Consider the following 2266-nt stretch of genomic DNA (forward strand, 5'->3'; position numbering starts at 1 on the left):
TTGCATTGAGAGGTTTTTTATCACTAATTTTGCTTGATTTTTGAAATTTTTTTGTACCGAGACTAAGGATAATATCTCTTAATAGGATGCTTTTCTTTAAATAGTTGAATTTTAGTAATAGTAAACAATCAAATTGAGATAGAACCTTTTAGTATTTTAACAAAAACTATATTGGCATATTTTCTATTTTATACTATAATGTTTATTACTGAGTTATGGTTTTGTGCGAAATCTGTCATTTATGCATAAAAATAGTGGCTCTGCAAAGTTTCGAGGTGATAGGGGGTAAAATCACTATGAGATTTTTTAAAAAAGCAGAGGGTGCAATATCGGTTTTTTTTATGTATAGTTTTATTAATAATGATTGCTATTCCCGCTATTTTAGTCGAAGCAACGCGAATGAAGCAGCACAGACACAAATTGAAAGTGCGTTAGATATATCGGCGAAATCTGCTCTTGCCAACTATAATTATCTATTAAAAGAGCTATATGGTCTTATGGCTCTATCCAGCGATGACCCGGACCTTTTGATGGAGGAAATAGTATACTATCTTGAAAGGAATTTGATGGTTAAGGGCATTGAAGAGCATAGAACGAAAGCAGAATCAACCTTGATGCTATAAATGAGTCGGAAACCGTTAGCGGAATAAAGAAGTTTTTGGGAGTTGATAAGAAAAAGGAAAAACCCTTGGATTTATATGATTATGGAATTGAGGAAGTTAAGGTTCAGCCAATATATAACCTGTCGGAGCCGGAGGTTTTAAGGGCTCAAATATTGGAGTACATGAAGTATAGAGGTCCAAAGGAATTGTCTGAAGGACTTATGGAAAAGTTTGTTGCTTTCAAGGATTTTAAAAAACAGGCGGATATTTTAAAAGAAAAGCTTGACGTTGACAAAAACTTGACAGAGATCAAAGAGAATGAGGTTAAAGCTTCAAATAATGTTGTAACAGTCAATAAATTCGGTACGGATATAAACATACCCAATCAGCTGGAAATAGCTTCAGGATATATATTGGATAGGGTTAAGATGGAAAAGCCATAAAAGATATGGAGGATGAGATAAAAGAGAAAGAAGACGATTTGGAAGAGGTAGAAGATAAAATAGATGAATATGAAGATGAAATTAAAGAGATTAAAAAGCAGATAGATGAAAAGAAAAAAGCTGCGAAAGAGGATGAGTCTGCTGAGGTGGATGTATCAAGCGAGGAGGCTAGAATAAAGGATCTTGAAGTATCGATTGGAGGGCTTGAAAAGTCAATAAATGAGATCAAAAAATCAATAAATGAGCTAAAAGATAAGATTAAAGCAAAGAAAACCGAGCTTGAGAGTAAAAAGGCTCAAATAAAACAGATTAACAGGGTATAGATTGAGTATATAGACAAGGCTATAACAGCTGTAAAAGATGCCAAAAGTGCACTTGAGACAGTAATGAAAAAGTCGGCAGATACTGTAGTTAAGATTGATGCAATAAATAAAAAGCTTGAAGGAGAGACAAATGAATTTTCTAACTCTACAAGGCTAGATCTTGGTAGCAAGAAAGAAAAGATATCAACGGAGGATTTGACACCTAAAATTGCCGAACTTGAGCACAACCTTGCTATTTTAAATGAGATAAAGAATTGCATAAAAGATGCGAAAATAGGTGAACTTGGCTTGAGTGATTTTGGTGATGTAGTTCCGGATATTGACGTAGTGCGTGCAAGACTTCAAATTGAGAAGGTAAAGGCTAAAATAGCTGAATACAAAGGCAAAATTAATGAAGATCCTATTGATTATTATTCAGACAAAGGGATAATTTCCGACAAGCCCAAGGAATGGGAAAAGGACCCAAGGGATGCTATAGGGGAATTTACGAAAAAAGGTGGACCCGAGGATGAAAAGCCGATAAAGGAAAGCAAGAAGACGATGCCGGAAGATGTTCCGTCAAATAAAGGGTATAAGCCGACGGAGCTTGAAGAAATTAAAACTGACATGGAGCATGTAAACAATATACTTGGAATTATAGCTTCAGGAGGAAAGCCTAAAGATGCTGCATCCGGGAAAGAACTTGAAGCGGTAGATTTGGGAAAGGCATCAGTTTTCAAAGGATAATACGGATTTTTCAAAGAACGGGTTGAATTTTCTTTCCCAATTGTCCGAAATGTTTGCAAATGGTGTCTATGAATTGAGAGATGAAATATATATAAATGAGTACATAATGGGAAGCTTCGCAAATTATACTACGGATTTGGAAAAAGATCTGGATTTAAGAGGGAATTTAATG

General features: G+C 35.0%; 4 protein-coding genes. All 4 read left to right on the forward strand.

Features of this window, described 5'->3' with window-relative positions; all coding sequences use genetic code 11:
* The first annotated feature begins 296 nt into the window (after nt 1-296).
* The 4 genes from JCM21531_RS23240 to JCM21531_RS23255 all read left to right on the forward strand — a co-directional run bounded on the left by JCM21531_RS23240 (nt 297) and on the right by JCM21531_RS23255 (nt 2094).
* Nucleotides 297-623 carry a hypothetical protein gene (locus JCM21531_RS23240; RefSeq protein WP_038291561.1) on the forward strand — a complete coding sequence of 109 codons (327 nt, stop codon included), beginning with the start codon at nt 297-299 and terminating at the stop codon, nt 621-623.
* Nucleotides 624-658: 35 nt separating this feature from the next.
* Nucleotides 659-1045, forward strand: coding sequence for a hypothetical protein (locus JCM21531_RS23245; RefSeq protein ID WP_038291564.1), 387 nt, complete (start codon nt 659-661; stop codon nt 1043-1045).
* Between the two features lie 5 nt (nt 1046-1050).
* On the forward strand, nt 1051-1368 hold the full coding sequence (locus JCM21531_RS23250; RefSeq protein WP_038291566.1) for an alanine--tRNA ligase: 318 nt from the start codon (nt 1051-1053) through the stop codon (nt 1366-1368).
* Nucleotides 1369-1431: 63 nt separating this feature from the next.
* On the forward strand, nt 1432-2094 hold the full coding sequence (locus JCM21531_RS23255; protein ID WP_243467885.1) for a hypothetical protein: 663 nt from the start codon (nt 1432-1434) through the stop codon (nt 2092-2094).
* Nucleotides 2095-2266 lie beyond the last annotated feature (172 nt).

Source organism: Acetivibrio straminisolvens JCM 21531 (assembly GCF_000521465.1).
In the GTDB taxonomy this organism is placed as follows: domain Bacteria; phylum Bacillota; class Clostridia; order Acetivibrionales; family Acetivibrionaceae; genus Hungateiclostridium; species Hungateiclostridium straminisolvens.

Bases quoted from the DNA above. Each gene is read 5' to 3' on its own strand.
- JCM21531_RS23240 (WP_038291561.1), top strand. From the start codon at position 297: ATGAGATTTTTTAAAAAAGCAGAGGGTGCAATATCGGTTTTTTTTATG.
- JCM21531_RS23250 (WP_038291566.1), top strand. From the start codon at position 1,051: ATGGAGGATGAGATAAAAGAGAAAGAAGACGATTTGGAAGAGGTAGAA.
- JCM21531_RS23255 (WP_243467885.1), top strand. From the start codon at position 1,432: ATGAAAAAGTCGGCAGATACTGTAGTTAAGATTGATGCAATAAATAAA.